The sequence below is a fragment of the Dyadobacter psychrotolerans genome (assembly GCF_004349265.1).
GTDB classification, from domain to species: domain Bacteria; phylum Bacteroidota; class Bacteroidia; order Cytophagales; family Spirosomataceae; genus Dyadobacter; species Dyadobacter psychrotolerans.
Window position 1 is genome coordinate 91,688 of the sequence record NZ_SMFL01000006.1, and the last position, 18,915, is coordinate 110,602.

The window sequence follows — 18,915 nt, forward strand, 5'->3', positions numbered from 1 at the left end:
ATTATATAAATATTTCGTTGTGGTAAAATAACATTATTTATTAAAAAATTTTATTAGTTAACAAGACTTTGAAATGTGACCTGCGAGGACGTAAATTTCATAACTATTCAACCATCCACTGTACATTCTGACTTATGAGCTCAAAAACCGCCCAAGAACTTGCGTTGCCCGTGGGCGTCACGCTGGACCGTTTTATCATGTTAAGCCAAAGTGCTTTCCCTTACGCAACAGGGGAACTCTCCCAACTGCTACGTGACATTGGCTTAGCTGGCAAGATTATCAACCGGGAGATAAACCGGGCCGGACTTGTGGATATCGCCGGCGGAAACGGCACCGAAAATGTTCAGGGCGAAAACCAGCAAAAACTGGATATCGTTGCGAACATCAGGTTTATCAGGGCTTTAAAAAATGGCGGTGAGGTTTGTGCCATCCTTTCAGAAGAAGACGAAGACATCATACATACCGGTAATGATCACGGGAAATATATAGTAGCCATGGATCCGCTGGACGGCTCTTCTAATATCGACGTAAACGTATCGATCGGAACCATATTTTCCATTTACCGCAGGGTTACGCCAATTGGTTCAGCAGCAACGATGGAGGATTTCCTTCAGGGTGGGCGCAAGCAGATTGCAGCAGGTTACATTCTATATGGCTCCTCTACAATGCTCGTATTTTCAACCGGTGACGACGTAAATGGATTTACGCTGGATCAGTCGCTTGGTGAATTTATCCTGTCACATAAAAGTATTTATTCTCCCAAAAACGGGACAATTTTCTCTGTAAACGAAGGAAATTATTACAGCTATCTGCCTGCCGTACAGAAATATCTGGATGATTGTAAGCGCAAAGGATTCAGTGCGCGGTACATCGGCTCGCTGGTAGGTGACTTCCACAGAAACCTTTTAAAAGGAGGTATTTATCTGTATCCGTCCACCAAAAAAGATCCAAAGGGAAAACTGCGTCTTTTGTATGAATGTTATCCGCTGGCATTTCTCGCTGAGAAGTCGGGAGGAAAAGCAAGTGATGGTTTTGGTCCGATCCTCGACATTGTGCCGACTTCTTTTCACCAGCGTTCTCCAATTTATGTTGGTTCAGAAACGATGGTTGACGAGGTCTTGAAGCCATAATCCGTTACAGCTGATATAGTTTTTGTACCTTTGCACCATGCAGACTACGGAAAACAAATTTGAGCAGTTTAAACTTAACCGTCAATTACTCAATGCTATTGAAGAAGCGGGATATACTGAGCCAACCCCGATTCAGGAACAAGCCATACCACTCGCGCTCTCAGGCCAGGACATTTTAGGAATAGCCCAGACAGGGACAGGCAAAACAGCAGCTTACGCATTACCGCTTCTGATGCGGATTAAATATGCGCAGGGAGAGCATCCGCGTGCGTTGATTCTGGCCCCGACCAGGGAACTGGCCATGCAGATTTCAGAAGCAATCATGCAGCTTGGTAAATATACCGACATCCGTACCGTGGTACTTTACGGCGGACTCGGACCAAAATCCCAGATCGAAGCCATCCGGAAAGGTGTTGACATTATTGTCGCTACCCCGGGCAGGTTCATGGATCTTTATCTGAAAGAAGAGATCATCGTAAAACATCTGAATGTGATGATTTTGGATGAAGCGGATAAAATGATGGACATGGGTTTTATGCCGCAGATCCGCCGGGTTTTAGAAATTATCCCAAGAAAAAGACAGAACATGCTTTTCTCGGCAACGTTCTCCGATAAAGTTGAAAATTTATCCTACGAGTTCCTTGAATTTCCTACCAGGATTGAAGTAACCCCGCAGTCGACAACGGCGGAAATGGTGACACAAAAATTATATGAACTTCCGAACTTCCGAACCAAGATCAACTTGCTTTCTTATTTGCTGGAAGACAGTGAAACTTTTAACCGGGTTTTGATTTTTACACGAAGCCGGGAAGTTGCCAGTCTGGTTCATCAAAATTTACTTGGACGGGTTGTTGCTGAAAATGAGTTACGCGTAATTCATGCCAATAAAGGACAAAATACCCGTATCAACGCGATGGAAGCCTTTCGCGAAGGTTCGATCCGGGTAATGGTTGCTACGGACGTAGTGGCCAGAGGGATTGATATCACGGAAGTAAGCCACGTGATCAATTTCGATGTTCCGCTGATCTATGAAGACTATGTTCACAGGATCGGAAGAACGGGACGGGCAAACCACATTGGACAGGCCATTACGTTTGCTACGCAGGCCGATGAGTATCACATTCATAAGATTGAAAAAATGATCCGGATGGAAATTCCCCGTGAATATTTGCCGGAAGATCTCGAAATCGCTGCTACGCCGGTTGACGAACGCCAGGATATGCTTCGCGAAATTGATAATCAGAAGAGGAAAGAAGATCCTACTTTTTTGGGTGCATTTCATGAGAAAAAAAGAACTTTCCGTCCGGCAATGAAGGCTCCGGGTAAAAATCAAAAAGGCGGAAAACGCGGTGCTGCGCGAACTAAAAGAAGATAATGCAATAGATTTCGGATATTTCCGTTTATCTTGGACAATAGAAAACCTGTTCTCTATTTAAGCTTTATGAAAGATTATTTTGTTATTTGGCTTGCTCTTTTAATCCCTGCTGCCGGTTTCGCCCAGGGAACTCACCTTGCGAGCGCAAGTCCTGGTTCAGACACCAATGTTGCCTCAAAAAGGCCTTTAGAATTAAAGGAAAGACGCATTTTACCGCTGTTTGGAGAGCTCAGCAAAACCTCCGTACAGATTGACGAAGAAATCAAATTTTTAAGTGAATGCGACAAGTCGTTTTCAAGCCGTGCAGAAGCAAGCAGCTTTTTTACTGCCCGCGCCTGGGAATATCTGCAGGAAGGCTCTTTGGACACAGCATGTTACCGCTTTAACCTGGCCAATTTGCTGAACGATAAAAACGTAGAAACATACTGGGGACTTGGCGTTGTATCTTACCAGAAACAGAACTGGGCAGATGCCAAACGAATGCTCGGCCGCGGTATCGAACTTCAGGCAGACAATGTTCCCTTGCTTGTAGATCTGTCAACCGTAGACCTGAAATTGTATGCGTTGACAAATCGGAAAGAAGAACTCGACGAAGCTGATGCGCTTCTTAAACATGCAACAGCTCTGGACTCTACCTATGCTTTGGGGCAGTACAACCTTGCATTGCTACATTACAACAAAGATGAAGCCGATCTTGCCTGGGAAGCGCTGCATAAAGGCCGTAAGCTTGATTTTGCTCAAATCAATTTTGAATTTATAGAATTATTGAAAGCGAAAAAGCCGGATCCGATTGGTTTCTTCAAGTAAATAGAGCTGATTAAAATATTATAAACGAAGAAGTCAGACCCGGAACGGTTTGACTTCTTTTTTGCACCTATTTCAATTTCGTGATTTTCCTTTTCTGGGATCTTTTGAAAAAATAGCTGTTGATATAAACGATAAGAACTACACCAATAAGAATAAACAGTCCGTTCCAGCCTGCGGAAAATCCCACAAACCTTTCCTTACCGTCCAGCGTCAATTCATAGCGCAGTCCATGGCGATTGGCTGTTGTTGTGATGTCATCAAAAGGCAGCGCATAGTCGTAATGGATTGGCGTTACAAGTTTGTCGTTCACATCGATATAACCATATTTATCCTTAATCCTGACCAGCGAACGACCGTTGTGAAAGTAGGATGCAAAGTCATATTTCAAAGGTGTCCTGATCTTTCCGGATTTATCGATATGACCAAATTTACCATTAATGGAAACTGCTGACCGGTTTTCCGCTGTAAAACCATTGGCTTCATCATACAAAAACGGAATCCTTACTTTGCCGGTCTTATCTATACATCCCCACTTCTTATTTTTCTGAACCCAGAATAATCCATTTGTAGGTTTCCGAGTTTTGGTAAACTCGAAAGGCGTAACCATCTCTCCGGTGAACACATTAATATAACCATATTTACCACCATATTTCACCCGTTCCATTCCCTGCCCCGAAAACTTGTATTCAGGGTCAATATCATCCAGAGCAACAGGAATTTTCAGTACCAGATTTTTGTCAACAATACCATATTTACCTTTGTATAGAAAATGATAAATCCCGCTTGATTCCTTTATTTCCTTCTCGATAAAAGGACTGAAATTCCAGTTTAAAAGATAAAGCTCATCCTTTTTCCACCAGATAATATCTTCCTTCGCATCCCGGTTACAGAGGAAAGCTATCTTAGCTTTGGCAATCAGAAAGTCATTTTTGAAATACTCAATCGGAATCCGGTAAAGTGTTTTCCCTGTCGTATCGATATAGGAAAGTCCGTACTGTTTGCCTGCGGGATAAATAACCCAGGTTTTGCCCTTATAAAATTTATCGGTTCCAAGATAAACCGGTTCGACGATCACTTTTCCTTTTTTATTGATAAACCCATGCAGTCCCTGCCCCTGCGAATCGGTTTCGAATGGTACAAATTCGGCCAGCCCGTCAGAAAAGTCACCAATATCTTTGTAAGCCGGCGTGAGTTTATTTCCATTTTTATCCAAAATAAAACTGCTGTACGTGCGGCAGGGAATATCTATTTTCTTGACAACATAAACATTCCCGTACAGCTGATGTTCTGAATACTGATTTAACCAGGATGGATTTTGAGCGGAAGATTTAAAGGCCAGTAAAGCTTGTAACTGAAAAACGATAACAACAATTACTAAACACCGGCCTGCATGCTGAAGTAGTTTCACTATTTGGTTATGTTCATTTCCGGATACATTTGACAGGAACGAATATACCAATATCCGTTTTTAAAGCACAAAAAAAAGACAAACCCGCCGGAATAATCTTCCCGAAAGGTTTGCCTTTGTGACGTAACCAAAATTTATCTAAAGAAAAATCCGGTTGGTTGTATGCCTACTTTAACGGAGTCCATAACGCTTCCGTCCGTGCGATAGCGAACTGCGTATCCCGACTGCGTATAGGACGGGATCACCGCCGCGTAGATGAGCCCCTGCTGCGGGTCAACTGCCATTCCTCCAAAAACTCTTTTAATAATCGGTGTAGCAATATTAATTTGTGTATCGGTGATCGCAAATTTGTAGGTCTCCCCGCTTGCTCCATAGTTTGAAGAAAGTCCAAAGAGTATTGCCCGGCGATCCAGACTGAAAACGAAGTTATCCGCTGATTTGGTAGCAGGTGCAGCTATCTTCAAAGTGGCTTCAATTGCATACGAATCGGGATTAATTCTCACCACATCCAGGCCATTTTTAGCCCATAACTTTCCATCGGCATCCATACCAAACGGCACAGGCGTTCCCGCAAAAGTCCATGTTTTCACAATTTCGTCCGTAGTTGTATTAATGGCGGTAAGCACTTTTCCGGTAGTGAAAGTCGTAGTTCCTACAAACAGTTTTCCATTACCTAATACAAGATTATCCGGTCCGTTACCTATACTGATTTTTTTGGTAACCTTGTTTGTCTTTAAATCAACTACTGCCATGTAACCGTTTTTATAAGTGTAGCTGCCGTTTTCTCCCCAGCACGAAACGTAGGCTTTGTTACTGTTCAGGATCACAACTTCACGGGGATTTTCAATGTCCGGCGTTCCGATTGTAGCAATGGTTTCGAAAGTATTGCTGTTCACGATCTGTACTTTATCAAGTCCGGGCTTATCGTTATCAACGAGTATCAGTCCAATATCTCCTGTAACAGCATATCCCTGTACCCCGCCGGCAAGCGAAGAATTATTTACAGCAGAAAAAATTTCGACTTCGGCCGTGTTTCCCTCACGTTTAAAAAAGGAAACACCGCCATTATTTTGCTGAAAGTTTCCTTCATTCATTACAAAAACACCCTGAATATAATTTCCCTTCGGATCAGGATCTTTTTGGTTACAAGACCAGGCAAAAACGGATAACGAAACGGCCAATATGGCCTGAGATAATTTTCTTTTCATTCTTATTTTAATTTAAAAGTAATAGCCGGCTTGGTCCGACTGGTTATTATTTGTTTTGGGGATGATACTTTATTTTTTGTCAGTTTTAAAATCTACACTGCTCAATGTCACATTTATAGCATAACTTCTTCCAGGCATGGCATTATTCCTGACATTGAGATAAAAGGCGTTTGTGATGTTATTTATCTGACCCTGTATGTTGACCTGAATTTTTCCCAGGCTCCATGAATTTTCTGCCAGCAAATTTGTCAGCAGGTAACCATTAAAAAACTGCGAATTGTCAAAGGTAGTAAATCGCTTTCCAACCGCCTGTATCTGGCTGGTGAGTCTTGTATTTCCAACCTGCACAAAGGCATTTAAATTGCCTGAATGTTTTGGTACAAATACCAGCTGTTTGCCAACAATTTCAGCCGCATAATTGTCATATGCTTTTTCCTGGCTGCTTCTGTTTAAGGTATAACCCAGATTTGCTCCTGATTTCAAAATACCAGAATTCCTCATCCATCCTGCCTGGATTTCTACACCTCTTGTCAACACTTCCTGCAAATTTTCAACATGGTAATTTTTCGAAGGATTCCAGTAAGTCCAGTTTTTGATGCGGTTGCGATAGGCGGTAACACCCGCAGTAAAGAAATTTTCATTCAGGACAAACTTCTGCTCTGCGCCAACTTCCTTATTCCAGCCATTTTCAGGCCGGATGTCAGGATTACCCAGGGTCTTCCAGTAACGCTCGTTTAAAGTCGGCACGCGATAACTTCTTGCATACGAACCTTTTATTTTGAGGTCATAACCTTCATTTTTAATCAGGCAATATTCTGCCCCGACAGATGGAGTGATTGGAGGGCTGTATTTTGTAATAAAAGCCTGTCTGAGATTTACAGACATAATAAGAGCTGGTGTAACCTGCCAGCGTGTAAGTGCAAACAGATCAGCCCTGTTTTCGGTGACCAGTGGCTTTTCATAACCTGTGAGCTGTGCCCGGTAATTTGCCCATTCAGCTCCGGTTTTTATTTGAATATTACCAAAGGAATTCATTTTCCAAAAAAGATCTTTTTCAACACGACCTGAAAACCGATCCGTAACGGCGTGATCCAAATTGGAATAATTTCCGGTGGCAAAATCAATCACATCACGTACCCAGGAAGAACGCACCGACCAGCCTTTAAACTGGTACCGGATCATTGTCCGATATGCCTCAGTCAGTGTAAGCTCTCTTCCTGCTATTTCTTTGGGGGAAAGAGTAAGTTTATTTTTAGTCAGCCAGATATGGACTGAAAATTCCTGTTGATTTTTTGACCTGAAAAAAAAATCCTGAACCAACCCCTGCTGAATGGTTTGTGACGAAAGCAAAGCATATCGCCGCCTTTCCGTGGAAGAAAAATGATTAATCATCCGGTTGTAATTCAAAGCAGTTTTTCCTGAAAAATTCCAGTTATCATTCAGCCGAAAACCATATTTGGCACCGGTTTGCAGCTGATAGTTTCTGAAACTGCCATAGCGCTGACTAACATGCGAATTGAATCCCGCCGGCTGCGCGATGCTGTTCAGTAATATACTTCCTCCTACCGCATCCGACCCGACAATACTTGCCGCCGAACCATACTGAACAGCAAGCTGATCAAAACCAATGACCGGAATTGTAGAGAAATCTGTTTGACCCAGTGATGCTGAATTGATGTTCAGTCCATTCCATAAAACAGCCGTATGATTTGCCGATGTTCCGCGGAAAGAAGCCGTACTTAATTGTCCGGGGCCGTAATTTTTAATCGCAATTGGTGTATTAAACATCAGCAAATCACCCAGGTTTTGAAACCGGAAATTGCTTAATGTTGCTGAATCGACCTTTTGCAATTTTAACCCGCTCATGAAACGCTCGGGAGAAACAGCGGTTACAGTTACAGGTGCCAGAAGAATAGTATCCTTCTGTGCCATCAGATTACCGGCTACGGAAAACCAGATCACTGTAAAAAATAACAGACGGACACGGTTGTATTTAAACACAATAAGAAAAAATCGTAATTGTCAGACGGTCTTTCCTCCGAAAACCGAAATCATGTATCTTATCTGGCAGGTCTCCTGGCTTGTCCTGTTGAAACTACGCCTTCCCGGACTCTCAGTGAGAGAATGAATTAATGTTGGAATGACGGATTATTGCATCATTCTTTAATTCGGTCACTCACTCATTATTCCAGTGGCAAATGAAGTAATGAATCAACAATTACGGACTTACAGTTGCGGGGACAGCTCCCGGGTTTAACGGGATTCCCTATTAAGCCTGTTTCCGGTACAGAACCGGCACGGCGCCAAAACGCTGCAAAGGTAATAAATTGAATCGATTTAAATCCCTTCCTGAGTCAACCGCTGTTCAGGTTTACAAATCTGTTATCTTTGTGTAAAAAAAGTCCTCTTTGGCAACCGTTATTTCCAACCCAAATTTTTCACCTGCATCACATAAAGGCATTCTTCTGATGCTCGGTGCCGCTTTTTTCTTTGCCCTCACTTCGGCTCTTTCAAAATGGCTTGGAAAAGAATTTCATATTGTACAGCTGGTATTTTTCAGAAACATTGTTGGTGTGGTTTTTATCTGGTCGAGCATCCGGAAGAGGCCTTTCGAACAAAAAGGAGGTGGAAAGCTTGGCCTGCTGATATTCCGTGGTGTCGTTGGAACGCTGTCGCTTTATCTGCTTTTTTATGCTATCCAAACACTTGGGCTTGGCCGTGCATCGACTTATCAATATACCTATCCTATTTTTCTTGCGCTGTTTTCCTGGCTGCTGATTGGCGAAACGCTTAATGGCAAAGAATGGGCAGCCATTTTTATGGGCTTTGCAGGAATTCTCCTCGTTTTCCGGCCAGATCTTTCGCTGTTATGGAGAGACAATGTGCTGGGACTTGGCAGCGCGCTTCTGACGGCGGTTTCTTATTTGTCGATCCGGCAATTGGGCTGGGTTTATGATTCCCGCGCGATCATTCTTTCTTTTATGCTAAGCGGAATTGTACTGCCGATATTTTCGATGCTGATTGGTACCTATTATCCGCAGGAAGGACTTGATTTTCTGATCGGGACATTCAAATGGCCCTATACAACCTGGCAGTGGCTTGGGTTTTTGGCCATCGGACTGACTGCGCTTGCAGGACAAAAAATGCTGACGCAATCTTTTACCTACGATAAGGCCGGACGTGTTGCTACCGTTGGTTATTCCAATATCCTGTTTTCGAGTATTCTTGGGTTTATAATGGGCGAAGCGATTCCATCGGTCTCAATGATTGCCGGCATGGTACTTATTGTTGCCGGCGGTGTACTGGTTTCGATTTCTAAAACCAAACAATCACCAGCCGCCTCAACTACGAATGATTAAGCCTTAGCCGTATTCAGCCTTTCATTAAACACCAGCCTGTTCATAAAAGGATCTACTACCGTAACCGAAATAGATTCCCATGGCTCGTGTTCAAGTCCCGGGCGATTGTATTTGTATTTTTTCCCATTGAGCTCCTGATGCAATTCCCTTACGCCTTCACATTCGATAAAAACCTTTCCGCCCGGCGTGCAGTCCCCATGATGTTCTGACAGATGTAAAACAATACCGTTGTTGGAAACCTGCATGTACAATGGTGCGTTATCATCAAAACGGTGCGTCCAGTCTACCGTAAAACCAAGCCAGTCTACATAAAATTCGAGTGCTTTTGTTTCATCAAAAATTCTTAAAATCGGAATTACCTGGCTGGCTTTCATGGATTTGGAATTTAAAAAATTATCTTCTCATCTTTGTTTGGCAAATAAAAGAAAACAACATGAAAAAGTATATTTCCATATTTTTTATTTTCACTCTAACGGCATTAACTGGTTTTAAATCCGATTCCGGAGTGAAACCGGTTGAGGGAATTCAGTGGATGACGATAGAACAGGCTTATGCCAAAATTCAGAATGAACCCAGAAAAATATTGATTGATGTGTATACTGACTGGTGTGGCTGGTGCAAAGTAATGGATAAGGAAACGTTTAAAAATAAGGCGGTGATTGAGTACATCAACAAAAAATTTTACGCTGTAAAACTGGACGCTGAACAAAAGGAAGAAATCACTTTGGGAGATAAAAAATTCATATCACAAGGCCGTACCCACCAGCTTGCCCTTGCCCTGACCAATAATCAACCGAGTTATCCGACTACTGTTTTTTTGGACGACCAGTTCCAGATGATCCAGCCTTTACCGGGTTATATGAAGGCAAAGGAATTTCATGAAGTAATTACCTTTATTGGCGATAATTATCACAAAAAGGAGGCTTTTGAAACTTATAAGGTGAAGACGTATCCGGGGTTGTATTCGGTTAAATAGATAATCAGATCAATTTACGCACACAAACAGGTAATATATTTATTACTTTTACATAAATGAAATATAGCGAACTTTTTAGAATCCTCAAAAAAGATGGCTGGTATGAAGTTAGGCAATCAGGTAGTCACATCATTATGCAGCACCCTGCAAAAAAAGAACAGTTAACCGTACCTTTTCATAACAGTAAGGAAGTAAAGAAAGGATTGTTGAGTGCGCTGTTGAAACAAGCAGAAATTAAAACAAATAAGCGATGAAAAAGCCATCAATCATCATAAATATTATTAAGGAAGAGATAGGTTACAGTGCCTCTGCCTCTATTCAAAATAGGTTTATTGGTACTGAAGGAGATGATTTCGATGAACTAAAAACTAATATTCTTGAGGCTGTAAATTTATCATTTCAGGATTTAGGCTTTGTTTACACAATTGATGAAATTGTGTTAAAACCGGATATCCAAAGTTTTTTTGATTTTTATAAGGTAATAAATGTAAAAGCGCTTAGTGAACGGATAGGAATGAATCAAAGCCTTCTTGCACAATATATTAGTGGCATAAAAAAGCCTTCGGCAAATCAAACTAAAAGAATATTACAGGGTGTGCAGCAAGTAGGAAAGGAGTTAACTGCCATTCAGTTTTTAATGTCATAATAGCCATTGAGAATCGGATCACAATGTTCAACCCCATTGGGATAGTTACTACCACAACCCATTTTTCCCCGCATTTCATCCGGGGCTATTCAGGTTAATCCCTGTTAGGGATTCTGTCCAATAGTTATGAGGCTATTCTTATCAATACAAATTTATACCGTTTCCCCTTCCTGCATTCGTTCTGCGTTTTCTGCGATCCTTAATCTTTCGATAAATTCGGCAATATCACCTTCCATTACAGCCGGAAGGTTATAAACTGTGTAACCGATACGGTGATCGGTAATGCGGCTTTGCGGGTAATTGTAGGTTCTGATTTTGTCCGAACGGTCGCCGCTGCCAACCATGGACTTACGCTGCGAACTGACCGCATCGTTATGTTCTTTCAGTTTGATTTCATACAAACGAGAACGAAGCACCCCCAAAGCTCTTTCTTTGTTTTTCAGCTGTGAGCGTTCATCCTGGCAGCTCACAACCAATCCAGAAGGAATATGTGTCAGACGAACAGCAGAGTATGTGGTGTTTACAGACTGCCCACCTGCGCCTGATGACATAAATGTATCAATCCGGACATCATTCATATTGATCTGAACGTCAACTTCTTCTGCCTCAGGCAAAACGGCAACCGAAGCTGCTGAGGTGTGGATACGTCCCTGCGATTCTGTCTGTGGTACTCGTTGAACGCGGTGAACACCGGATTCAAATTTCATCTTTCCATAAACATCCTCACCTTCAACTTTACAGATAATTTCTTTGTAACCACCGTTAGTTCCTTCGGTGAAATCCATGATGGATGCACGCCAGCCCATTTTTTCAAAAAACCGCTGATACATCCGGAAAAGATCGCCGGCAAAAATAGCGGCTTCATCTCCACCTGTTCCGCCGCGTATTTCAAGAATGATGTTGCGACTGTCGTTCGGATCTTTCGGAATAAGCATTTCTTTAATTTCCTGTTCCAAAATCTCCATTTTCGGATTCAGGTCATTGAGTTCTTCCTTAGCCATTTCCCGCAGATCTTCATCTTTTTCATTGTCGATAAGCTCCTTGGTTCCCGCAATATCTTTTTGCAGCTTTTGATAAATTGCATACTTGTCAACAATCTTGCCCAGATCCTTGTATTCCTTGCTTATCTTAGAATAACGGGCAGAATCTGAAACAATTTCAGGTTGTATAATCTGTTGCGAAACCTCTTCAAAACGTTCCTTTATGGCTTCTAATTTATCTAGCATGATATTACGATCTCTTGGGCATTAGTCATTTGGGGCACAAAGATAGTCAATATTCAGTTTTGAATGCTTACTGACAATGATTCAATCTTGAATAACGGAAAATGTGGGTTTTGATTTAAAATACGCATATTTGAATTCCGCTTTCCCAAAATGCGTTTAATCCTTATGAAACACCTGCCCGCGACATTTAATAAGTCTCTTGCCTTAACTTTTGTTTTACTGGCCATGCTGTCTGCTTGTAATTCCAAACGTCTGGAAAATACCAAAGAACTCTCCAAGGAGATCAAAGCATCTCAGATTAAGCGTGTTACAAACACACAGCTTGTGTACACTGTTGACGAATGGGGCAAAAAAATTTCTAAAATTGCAGAAAAAGCGCTCGAAAAAGAGCTAAAAGCAAATCCGGAAAAAGCCTCTGAACTTTGCAAAGATTTGTCTAAAATACCGCTTGTTGCTGCCATGCAAAAGGAATATGGCGTTCTAATTCAATTATTGGGAGCAGCAGATGTAAAAAATCCCGCACTAAATCCCAAAGAACGCGAACTAATGGAGGCTTATTTATATAGTGCTAAGGCCAAAGCCGCTGCCAGTGATAACGTCCAGCAGCTGAATGATACACTCTTGGTTTATAACGTGCCTGTTTTGGCAGAAAATCCGGTTTGTAAAACATGTATGGCCGGGCAGGAAATACCTTTTGCGGTCTGGCGCTTGCTTTTTGATAAAAAAGAAATTATTCGCAAACTGGATGCAAAAATGCTGAAAGAGTAAGATGAGGAATGGTTTTAGTTTAGAAATACTATCATTGCCTTATACCATTATGAACCCTTCATCCGACAACATATCTTCATTTGAATCTTTCAGGGAAAACAAGAAGATTCCCAAGGTGATCGAAAATGAAGTCTTGAAAGCCCTGTCGTTTTACCCCGAGCTCAGGAAAACCCCCATTGATTTTGTATTTAAACAAAATATAAAAAAATCGGTAATGCAGGCACAGCCTGACGTTCCTGCAATGCTAAAGGGAAAACGTGGCTATAAAATAAACATCAGTGCACTTTTTCGCTTAACGACCACCGCGATCCCTATCCATCAAATACCTCAGGACATTATGATCGGCTGGATCGGACATGAACTTGGGCATGTGATGGATTACGAAAACCGCAGCATTACGGGTATGGTTAAGTTCGGATTAGGTTATCTGTTATCGGCCAACTTCATCCGCCATGCGGAACGGGTAGCAGATACCTACGCCGTTGATCATGGATTGGGTAGTTATATTCTGCAGACCAAAAAATTTATTCTGAGTCACGCCCAGCTTTCCGAAAAATATAAAAACAAGATTGCAAGGCTTTATCTGTCCCCTGATGACATCGTCGAACAGGTACGAATTTACGAAGCCAAACAGCTTGGCACTACATCATAAGTGCTCCTTTACGTATTTTCCAAATTCCAGAAACTGTTCTTCTTTCATCACTCTGGGAATTTTAACCTGTCCGCCAAGTTTTTTCGTTTCTTCGCTCCATTGGTAAAAAATCTCTTCCGGAATCAACTCCACCTCTACTCCTTTTAACGCCTTGCCACGCGCAACGTTATAGTTTTTATTATTTTCCCGAAGTGTTTTATCCAGCGATTCCGCTACCTGAACATCATCCGGTTTTTTATCACAGCTCAGATACCATTTATGAATATACTCTTCGTCGCGATGGACGGCAGCTACAATAAATTCCTTGATCACAACATCATATTCCTGTTCAATAACCCGCAACCCATCGTTCATTTGATTTACAGACAACTGGCAGCCTACTACGTTAAGATAATGTTTTGTGCGACCGGTAATAACTATTTCTGCTTTTTGCTTATCCGTAAACTTTACCGTATCGCCAATCATATATCGCCAGGCACCCGCAACGGTTGAAATCAGCAGGACATAAGACACATCTTCTTCGACTTCTCCCAATGAAAGTACTTTTGCACCTTCTTTAACCAATCCGTCTTCATCCACATGGTTTTCATCAAAAGGCACAAATTCATAGAAAATGCCATTGTCCGGAAATAATGCCATTGCCATCGTATCCGGCCGTTTTTGAATAGCCATAAAACCCTCGGAAGCCAGATAGGTATCGATATAGATCAAAGGATGCGCAAGCAATTTTTCCATACTTTTCCTGTAAGGTTCAAAAGCTACACCACCGGTCGTATAAACCATCAGATTTGGCCATATATCATGAATGTTGTTCAGGTTATGGTAGCTGATAATTTCTTTTAACATTAATTCCACCCAGGCTGGTATACCTGATATACAGCCTATGTCCCAGTCTGCTGCCTGCTCCGCTATTTTTTTTACGCGCTCATCCCAATCTGTGATGTCCGCAATTTCACGTCCCGGTTTATAAAATCCGCCAAACCAGGCTGGCAGGTTGCTGGCACTGATCCCACTGATTTCTCCCTCTTTATGATCTTCTTTTTCAATCAGGTTTGTACTGCTTCCCAGCATCAGGATTTGCCTTGTAAAAAAATCACCCGGCAGATCAAACGCTTTCAGATTTGCTATTTCAATCATCCCCGCTTTACGAATCGAAGCAAGCATTTCTTCTGTTACCGGAATGTGTTTGCTATGACTTGTCGTGCCGCTGCTCAAAGCGAAATAACCCTGTCCGCCGGGCCAGGTAACATTTTGGTGCCCTTCGAGGAGATAATGCCACCAGTCACCATGCATTTTATCATAATCATGAACGGGTATATTTTTCTGAAATTCAGCGATGATATTATCTCTCGCCAAGATATCCTTAAAGTGATAGGCTTTGCCAAAGGCGGTAAATTTCGCGGTTTCAAGAAGTTCTTTCAGTACCTTTTTTTGTGCTTCAACAGGATCAGGATCCGACATGATCATACCTGTAAAGTCAATTGCTTTTTTAATTAATTCACCAATGATGGCCATCTTGTCGTAGAGTAAGTTAATATTAGTTCAAAACGGGAAAAAGTCATGCCACATTTAAACAGAGAGTTGGTAATTTTACGCTTGCCTGTAAACCAGTTCACTGATATGAAACCGCATTTATCTTTGAAAAACAATCTTCTGATCTTTCTTCTGACAGTTGTCGCCTCCAACCTGCTTCATGCGCAGAATAACATTCTGGTTTTTCAATCCGATTTTGGCCTGAAAGATGGAGCTGTATCTGCCATGAAAGGCGTAGCGTCAGGCATATCTGCTAACATTAAAATTTACGACATAACGCATGAAATTCCTGCTTATAACATTTGGGAAGCTTCCTATCGTCTGGTTCAAACTGCTCCTTACTGGCCGGCGGGAACTGTTTTTGTTTCCGTTGTAGATCCTGGAGTGGGGACAGACCGCAAGTCGGTTGTTTTGCTTACTAAGTCAAGTCACTACTTTGTCACTCCTGACAATGGAACGCTTACGCTGATCGCGGAACAGTTAGGTATCCAGGAAATCAGGGAAATTGATGAAGCTGTAAACCGGCGAAAAAACTCAGGAGCATCTTACACATTCCACGGGCGGGACGTTTATGCTTTTACAGGTGCCAGGTTAGCTGCTAAAATTATTACGCTGGATAAGGTCGGGCTCAAACTCCCTAATAAAGTTATATCCATTCCTTACCAAAAGCCTGTATTTGATGGTAGTAAAATCAAAGGAGGAATTCCGGTTCTGGATGTGCAGTACGGGAATGTCTGGACAAATGTTGATCAGAAGACCTTTGACAAACTGGGTGTTCGGCTTGGAGATACTGTAAATGTGAGATTGTTTACAAAGGATACGACAGCATTCGATGGGACGATAAAATATGTCAATACCTTTGGAGAAGTAAAGGAGGGTGAAAATGCAGGTTACTTCAACAGCCTGATGAATTTTTCCGTGGGAATCAATATGGGAGACTTTGCAAAAACCTATAAGGTTTCCAGCGGAGGTGAATGGTTTGTTGAATTAAGTAAAAAGTAAACCCTTCACCTCCTGCTTTTATTATTTCACAGTCGTCTGGTAGATTTCGTACCAGTCCTGATGGCTCAGTTTAATATCAGAAGCACTAGCAGCATTTCTGATCCGGCTTTCAGATAAAGAACCGATAATTGGCAAAGTGCCCAGTCTCATCAGCCAGGCCACGGCAGTCTGTTCAATGTTGGCATCGTATTTACTGCCGACTTCTTCAAGTTTTGCTCTGAGACGCACAGCCTGCTCATCTTCTCCGCTTAAAATTTTCCCCCCTGCAAGCGGAGCCCAGGCTAGTGGTTTGCTGAAACACTGTTTGATATAATCAATCCGCCCGTCTTCGATGGCCGAGGTATTCATCAGATTGAGTTCAATATGATTCGTTACAATCGGGATTCTCAGGTATGATGCAAGAAGCTGGTGCTGAAATACAGAAAAATTCGTCACACCAATGTGTTTTGCCTTTCCCGACTTCACAACCTCTGCCAATGCACCGGCTGTTTCTTCAGGATCTGTCAGAAAATCACTATGGTGTAATAAAAAGATATCCAGATAATCGGTCTGTAATCTTTTCAGGGAGCCGTTAATACTATTGACAATATGATCTCTGGATGTATCGTAATACTGACTGCCGGAATCTGAGTTTCTGATACCGCATTTGCTGAACAAAACGATATCCTCTCTCTTGAAAGATTTATTACGGATGATTTTCCCAAAGTGTTCTTCAATGGTGGTATTCCCGTATACATCTGCGTGGTCAAAGGTATTGATGCCAAGCTCCAGACATAAATTAATCGTTTTCTCTATGGCGGTTGTGGTGACAGCACCTTCGTCCGTCCATCTCCAGAAACCATAAATTGCCTCGGATACTTTCGGCCCGGAATCGCTTAAACTAACTTTTTTCATTCGGCGGTTGTTTGAATCAAAGTGCAAAAATACCCTTATTTTAAAAATAGCAATCCAAATTCCTCTTAAGCAGGCGTTTTGTTTTGAGGCTTTGATAAAATTGCATGAAAAATCCGGAGGACCAGAAGACTCCGGATTCGTTAAATTTCTATAAAACTCTGTTTTTTAATCAGTCACAACAACTTTAAACAGTTTTGATCTGCCCTTATCGTTCTGGGTATTTACTTTAATATGATATAAGCCGGGCAATAAGTCAGATTTCGCTTTTAGTAAAAATGAGTTATTACCATTAGCCGGATTTACCACAACAGGAACTTCGGAGCCCGAAGAATTATACAGCCTGATAGAGCCTGGCTTCATGTCTCCTCCCTGAACCGTAAAACTACCCCGGTTAGGATTCGGATAGATAAAACTTTCCGGATTTGCTTTATCAGATATTTTTACCGAAATTATTCTTGAATAAGCAAAACTGCCATCCAAATCCAATTGTTTAAGCCGGTAGTAATAGGTTTGTCCCTGCTGCAATTCACCGTCTCTGTATTCATAATCAGATTGGGATTTTGTATTGATATTACCTTTCAAAAAAGCAGTTTCAGAAAATCGGATCGCATCATTACTTCTTTCAACTGCAAATCCCTCATTTTCTTCTTCCCAAACAGTCGACCATTTTAATACAACTGAATTGTCCTGCGGATACCCGTTAAAAGAAATTAATTTCACCGGAAGTGTACCGGTAACTGTGCCATTCACTGTTACATCATTTAACCTGAAAGTGCCGCCAGCCTGGGCTGTTCCGGATCCGCTCACACGCTGCGTCCCGTAAGGGTAAATCCGAAATGTGACTGTTCCGCCAACGGGCGACAGAAAGTCGGTAAAATCCCAGGTAGCAACCGACCCCGTTGCTGCTGTCGTCGGTGCAGCTCCCCAGCTGGTACCGGCAGTTGCAAACCCGTCGGTACTGTAACGAACTTCCAGCTGATTGGGAGCCGTATTGCTGCCTTGCCTGAAAAAGCTCAATGAAGTCAGATTTAACTGATATCCGGCATTAGCGGCTACCGAAAATTGAATGTAAGAGTCGGTGATAATTGCGGTATTATTAAGCGTGCTGGAGTTAAAGGTACTGAGCGTGGCATTGCAGGTGACGCTGGTTCGGCTCAATCCGGATCCGGTTGCATTTGTCGCAACCACAGGAACATTTCCGGGGGTAGGACAGGCTGAAGCACCTGTGAAAGTGTTCGTGTAGATTTGACCAAATACCGTGGCAGGTAAAATAAGAGTTAAAATCAACAGCAAAAGCGATTGGGTACGGAAAATAACTTTCATAAGTACTTTGGTTTTAGTGTCATGAATGATTTAACTAATTATTAATCAGGCAAAACATTGAGACTTACAACCAGAGAAAAAGTCATTTATTTTTCCAGCCTTTTATCCTTCACGATCAGATAAAAATCATTATCCAGCGCCAGATAGCCATAATCATAGACAAAATGGTAGATATTGCCTTTTTGTGTAGGTCTGATACTCGTAATCAGATTAAAATCAAAGCCTTTAGTAGCCAGTGTTGTTTTTGTAGTTTTTGATTTTTCATCGGGACAAAGCTCTTCCAGTATCCTGCGGTTTTTACGGAGCTGGTTATTCATATTACGGATCACGTTGTAGGAATCCGAATTCAACCGGTTATTGTAGCTGTTTCTGCACATATCAGAGCAAAATTTCTTATCAATTCTGCCCATCAACGGCTTTCCGCACTCCAAACAATCTGCCATTTCATTCAATGATTAATTAAATCCAAACGGATCTAACAGGTGTGTATATCAACTTCTTGTGCAAGTTATAAAAAAGAACTTTTCCATTTGCAAACGGGTGCAAATGTTTTTATATGACTGTAAATAGTTAAAAACCGAATAACGTTTTGGCAATCCCACACCTTT

At 41.9% G+C, this 18,915-nt stretch carries 19 protein-coding genes and 1 riboswitch; of the genes, 10 read left to right on the forward strand and 9 right to left on the reverse strand.

Annotation, left to right across the window (positions count from 1 at the left end):
• Positions 1–134: 134 nt before the first annotated feature.
• The 3 genes from fbp (at position 135) to E0F88_RS17395 (ending at position 3,312) form a co-directional block, all read left to right on the forward strand.
• Positions 135–1,130, forward strand: a complete 996-nt coding sequence (fbp, locus tag E0F88_RS17385; protein ID WP_131959552.1) for a class 1 fructose-bisphosphatase — start codon at positions 135–137, stop codon at positions 1,128–1,130.
• A gap of 37 nt (positions 1,131–1,167) precedes the next feature.
• The gene (locus E0F88_RS17390) at positions 1,168–2,505 is read left to right on the forward strand and encodes a DEAD/DEAH box helicase (protein ID WP_131959553.1); all 1,338 of its coding nucleotides are present in this window, start codon (positions 1,168–1,170) and stop codon (positions 2,503–2,505) included.
• A 66-nt stretch (positions 2,506–2,571) separates the two neighbouring features.
• The gene (locus E0F88_RS17395; protein WP_131959554.1) at positions 2,572–3,312 is read left to right on the forward strand and encodes a tetratricopeptide repeat protein; all 741 of its coding nucleotides are present in this window, start codon (positions 2,572–2,574) and stop codon (positions 3,310–3,312) included.
• A gap of 67 nt (positions 3,313–3,379) precedes the next feature.
• Here the strand turns inward: E0F88_RS17395 and E0F88_RS17400 are convergent, their stop codons facing one another.
• From E0F88_RS17400 to E0F88_RS17410, 3 genes are all read right to left on the reverse strand, one after another.
• Positions 3,380–4,720, reverse strand: a complete 1,341-nt coding sequence (locus tag E0F88_RS17400; protein WP_229213805.1) for a WG repeat-containing protein — start codon at positions 4,718–4,720, stop codon at positions 3,380–3,382.
• 134 nt (positions 4,721–4,854) lie between these two features.
• Positions 4,855–5,928 carry a YncE family protein gene (locus E0F88_RS17405; protein WP_229213806.1) on the reverse strand — a complete coding sequence of 358 codons (1,074 nt, stop codon included), beginning with the start codon at positions 5,926–5,928 and terminating at the stop codon, positions 4,855–4,857.
• Between the two features lie 69 nt (positions 5,929–5,997).
• Positions 5,998–7,860, reverse strand: a complete 1,863-nt coding sequence (locus E0F88_RS17410) for a TonB-dependent receptor plug domain-containing protein (RefSeq protein WP_131959556.1) — start codon at positions 7,858–7,860, stop codon at positions 5,998–6,000.
• A 117-nt stretch (positions 7,861–7,977) separates the two neighbouring features.
• A riboswitch (cobalamin riboswitch) is annotated at positions 7,978–8,250 on the reverse strand.
• A gap of 86 nt (positions 8,251–8,336) precedes the next feature.
• Here E0F88_RS17410 and E0F88_RS17415 point away from each other — a divergent pair.
• A complete protein-coding gene (locus tag E0F88_RS17415; RefSeq protein ID WP_229213807.1) occupies positions 8,337–9,287 on the forward strand; it encodes a DMT family transporter in 951 nt (316 codons plus the stop codon).
• Here the strand turns inward: E0F88_RS17415 and E0F88_RS17420 are convergent.
• Entirely contained in the window at positions 9,284–9,661 is a 378-nt protein-coding gene (locus tag E0F88_RS17420; protein WP_131959557.1) for a glyoxalase superfamily protein, read from the reverse strand. The genes E0F88_RS17415 and E0F88_RS17420 overlap by 4 nt on opposite strands.
• Positions 9,662–9,720: 59 nt before the next feature.
• Between E0F88_RS17420 and E0F88_RS17425 the strand changes: the two genes are divergently transcribed.
• From E0F88_RS17425 to E0F88_RS17435, 3 genes are read left to right on the forward strand one after another with little or no spacing between them, the layout of a single operon-like run.
• The gene (locus E0F88_RS17425) at positions 9,721–10,263 is read left to right on the forward strand and encodes a thioredoxin family protein (RefSeq protein WP_131959558.1); all 543 of its coding nucleotides are present in this window, start codon (positions 9,721–9,723) and stop codon (positions 10,261–10,263) included.
• Positions 10,264–10,319: 56 nt separating this feature from the next.
• A complete protein-coding gene (locus E0F88_RS17430; RefSeq protein ID WP_131959559.1) occupies positions 10,320–10,517 on the forward strand; it encodes a type II toxin-antitoxin system HicA family toxin in 198 nt (65 codons plus the stop codon).
• Positions 10,514–10,909 carry an XRE family transcriptional regulator gene (locus E0F88_RS17435; protein WP_131959560.1) on the forward strand — a complete coding sequence of 132 codons (396 nt, stop codon included), beginning with the start codon at positions 10,514–10,516 and terminating at the stop codon, positions 10,907–10,909. The genes E0F88_RS17430 and E0F88_RS17435 overlap by 4 nt, the downstream gene beginning before the upstream one ends.
• 152 nt (positions 10,910–11,061) lie before the next feature.
• On the opposite strand, the gene prfA is transcribed toward E0F88_RS17435, so the two are convergent.
• Complete coding sequence (prfA, locus tag E0F88_RS17440; protein ID WP_131959561.1) at positions 11,062–12,135, reverse strand: peptide chain release factor 1; 1,074 nt, start codon at positions 12,133–12,135, stop codon at positions 11,062–11,064.
• A gap of 165 nt (positions 12,136–12,300) precedes the next feature.
• Between prfA and E0F88_RS17445 the strand changes: the two genes are divergently transcribed.
• Positions 12,301–12,903 carry a hypothetical protein gene (locus tag E0F88_RS17445; RefSeq protein WP_131959562.1) on the forward strand — a complete coding sequence of 201 codons (603 nt, stop codon included), beginning with the start codon at positions 12,301–12,303 and terminating at the stop codon, positions 12,901–12,903.
• A 49-nt stretch (positions 12,904–12,952) separates the two neighbouring features.
• Positions 12,953–13,555, forward strand: a complete 603-nt coding sequence (locus tag E0F88_RS17450) for a hypothetical protein (protein ID WP_131959563.1) — start codon at positions 12,953–12,955, stop codon at positions 13,553–13,555.
• Here the strand turns inward: E0F88_RS17450 and E0F88_RS17455 are convergent.
• Positions 13,550–15,070 (reverse strand): GH3 family acyl-acid amido synthetase, encoded by a 1,521-nt coding sequence (locus E0F88_RS17455; RefSeq protein ID WP_131959564.1) that lies wholly within the window; start codon positions 15,068–15,070, stop codon positions 13,550–13,552. The two genes, E0F88_RS17450 and E0F88_RS17455, sit on opposite strands and share 6 nt — an antisense overlap.
• A gap of 45 nt (positions 15,071–15,115) precedes the next feature.
• Between E0F88_RS17455 and E0F88_RS17460 the strand changes: the two genes are divergently transcribed.
• Complete coding sequence (locus E0F88_RS17460; RefSeq protein WP_229213808.1) at positions 15,116–16,090, forward strand: SAM hydrolase/SAM-dependent halogenase family protein; 975 nt, start codon at positions 15,116–15,118, stop codon at positions 16,088–16,090.
• A gap of 21 nt (positions 16,091–16,111) precedes the next feature.
• Here E0F88_RS17460 and E0F88_RS17465 read toward each other — a convergent pair whose 3' ends face one another.
• The 3 genes from E0F88_RS17465 to E0F88_RS17475 all read right to left on the reverse strand — a co-directional run bounded on the left by E0F88_RS17465 (position 16,112) and on the right by E0F88_RS17475 (position 18,750).
• On the reverse strand, positions 16,112–16,984 hold the full coding sequence (locus tag E0F88_RS17465) for an aldo/keto reductase (protein ID WP_131959565.1): 873 nt from the start codon (positions 16,982–16,984) through the stop codon (positions 16,112–16,114).
• A gap of 165 nt (positions 16,985–17,149) precedes the next feature.
• Positions 17,150–18,307 (reverse strand): T9SS type A sorting domain-containing protein, encoded by a 1,158-nt coding sequence (locus tag E0F88_RS17470; RefSeq protein ID WP_131959566.1) that lies wholly within the window; start codon positions 18,305–18,307, stop codon positions 17,150–17,152.
• An 86-nt stretch (positions 18,308–18,393) separates the two neighbouring features.
• Entirely contained in the window at positions 18,394–18,750 is a 357-nt protein-coding gene (locus tag E0F88_RS17475; RefSeq protein WP_131959567.1) for a DNA gyrase inhibitor YacG, read from the reverse strand.
• Between the last annotated feature and the right edge of the window lie 165 nt (positions 18,751–18,915).

Bases quoted from the DNA above. Each gene is read 5' to 3' on its own strand.
- E0F88_RS17405 (WP_229213806.1), bottom strand. From the start codon at position 5,928: ATGAAAAGAAAATTATCTCAGGCCATATTGGCCGTTTCGTTATCCGTT.
- E0F88_RS17430 (WP_131959559.1), top strand. From the start codon at position 10,320: ATGAAATATAGCGAACTTTTTAGAATCCTCAAAAAAGATGGCTGGTAT.
- E0F88_RS17420 (WP_131959557.1), bottom strand. From the start codon at position 9,661: ATGAAAGCCAGCCAGGTAATTCCGATTTTAAGAATTTTTGATGAAACA.
- fbp (WP_131959552.1), top strand. From the start codon at position 135: ATGAGCTCAAAAACCGCCCAAGAACTTGCGTTGCCCGTGGGCGTCACG.
- E0F88_RS17465 (WP_131959565.1), bottom strand. From the start codon at position 16,984: ATGAAAAAAGTTAGTTTAAGCGATTCCGGGCCGAAAGTATCCGAGGCA.
- E0F88_RS17470 (WP_131959566.1), bottom strand. From the start codon at position 18,307: ATGAAAGTTATTTTCCGTACCCAATCGCTTTTGCTGTTGATTTTAACT.
- E0F88_RS17435 (WP_131959560.1), top strand. From the start codon at position 10,514: ATGAAAAAGCCATCAATCATCATAAATATTATTAAGGAAGAGATAGGT.
- E0F88_RS17460 (WP_229213808.1), top strand. From the start codon at position 15,116: ATGCCACATTTAAACAGAGAGTTGGTAATTTTACGCTTGCCTGTAAAC.
- E0F88_RS17410 (WP_131959556.1), bottom strand. From the start codon at position 7,860: ATGGCACAGAAGGATACTATTCTTCTGGCACCTGTAACTGTAACCGCT.
- E0F88_RS17475 (WP_131959567.1), bottom strand. From the start codon at position 18,750: ATGGCAGATTGTTTGGAGTGCGGAAAGCCGTTGATGGGCAGAATTGAT.
- E0F88_RS17390 (WP_131959553.1), top strand. From the start codon at position 1,168: ATGCAGACTACGGAAAACAAATTTGAGCAGTTTAAACTTAACCGTCAA.
- E0F88_RS17455 (WP_131959564.1), bottom strand. From the start codon at position 15,070: ATGGCCATCATTGGTGAATTAATTAAAAAAGCAATTGACTTTACAGGT.
- E0F88_RS17450 (WP_131959563.1), top strand. From the start codon at position 12,953: ATGAACCCTTCATCCGACAACATATCTTCATTTGAATCTTTCAGGGAA.
- E0F88_RS17425 (WP_131959558.1), top strand. From the start codon at position 9,721: ATGAAAAAGTATATTTCCATATTTTTTATTTTCACTCTAACGGCATTA.
- E0F88_RS17445 (WP_131959562.1), top strand. From the start codon at position 12,301: ATGAAACACCTGCCCGCGACATTTAATAAGTCTCTTGCCTTAACTTTT.
- E0F88_RS17395 (WP_131959554.1), top strand. From the start codon at position 2,572: ATGAAAGATTATTTTGTTATTTGGCTTGCTCTTTTAATCCCTGCTGCC.
- prfA (WP_131959561.1), bottom strand. From the start codon at position 12,135: ATGCTAGATAAATTAGAAGCCATAAAGGAACGTTTTGAAGAGGTTTCG.